General features: G+C 61.7%; 1 pseudogene. It reads left to right on the top strand.

Annotated features, from left to right (window positions below):
• A pseudogene (locus SB658_RS28060) lies at window positions 1-230 on the top strand (extracellular solute-binding protein); the annotation flags it as partial.

Raw genomic sequence — 230 nt, 5'->3', positions numbered from 1 at the left:
GTACGGCGCGGGCAACCGATACGTCGAGCGGGACGGTCAGATCGTTCCGGGCTTCGATACCGAGGAATGGCTCGAGGCCGTCGATTTCGAGAAGGAGTTCGTCGACAACGGTTACATCAACGCCGACTTCGCGACGCTCGACCCCGCGACGTGGAACGAGCCCTTCCTGAACGGCAAGGGCGGCATCATCATCGACACCTACTCGCGCTCGGGATCGATCACGAACCTGA

It is taken from the genome of Bacillus sp. SIMBA_008, from assembly GCF_046535495.1.
GTDB classification, from domain to species: domain Bacteria; phylum Bacillota; class Bacilli; order Bacillales; family Bacillaceae; genus Bacillus; species Bacillus subtilis.
Note: the sequence above shows the minus strand (reverse complement) of the source record. Positions and strands in the feature narration are given on the sequence as shown.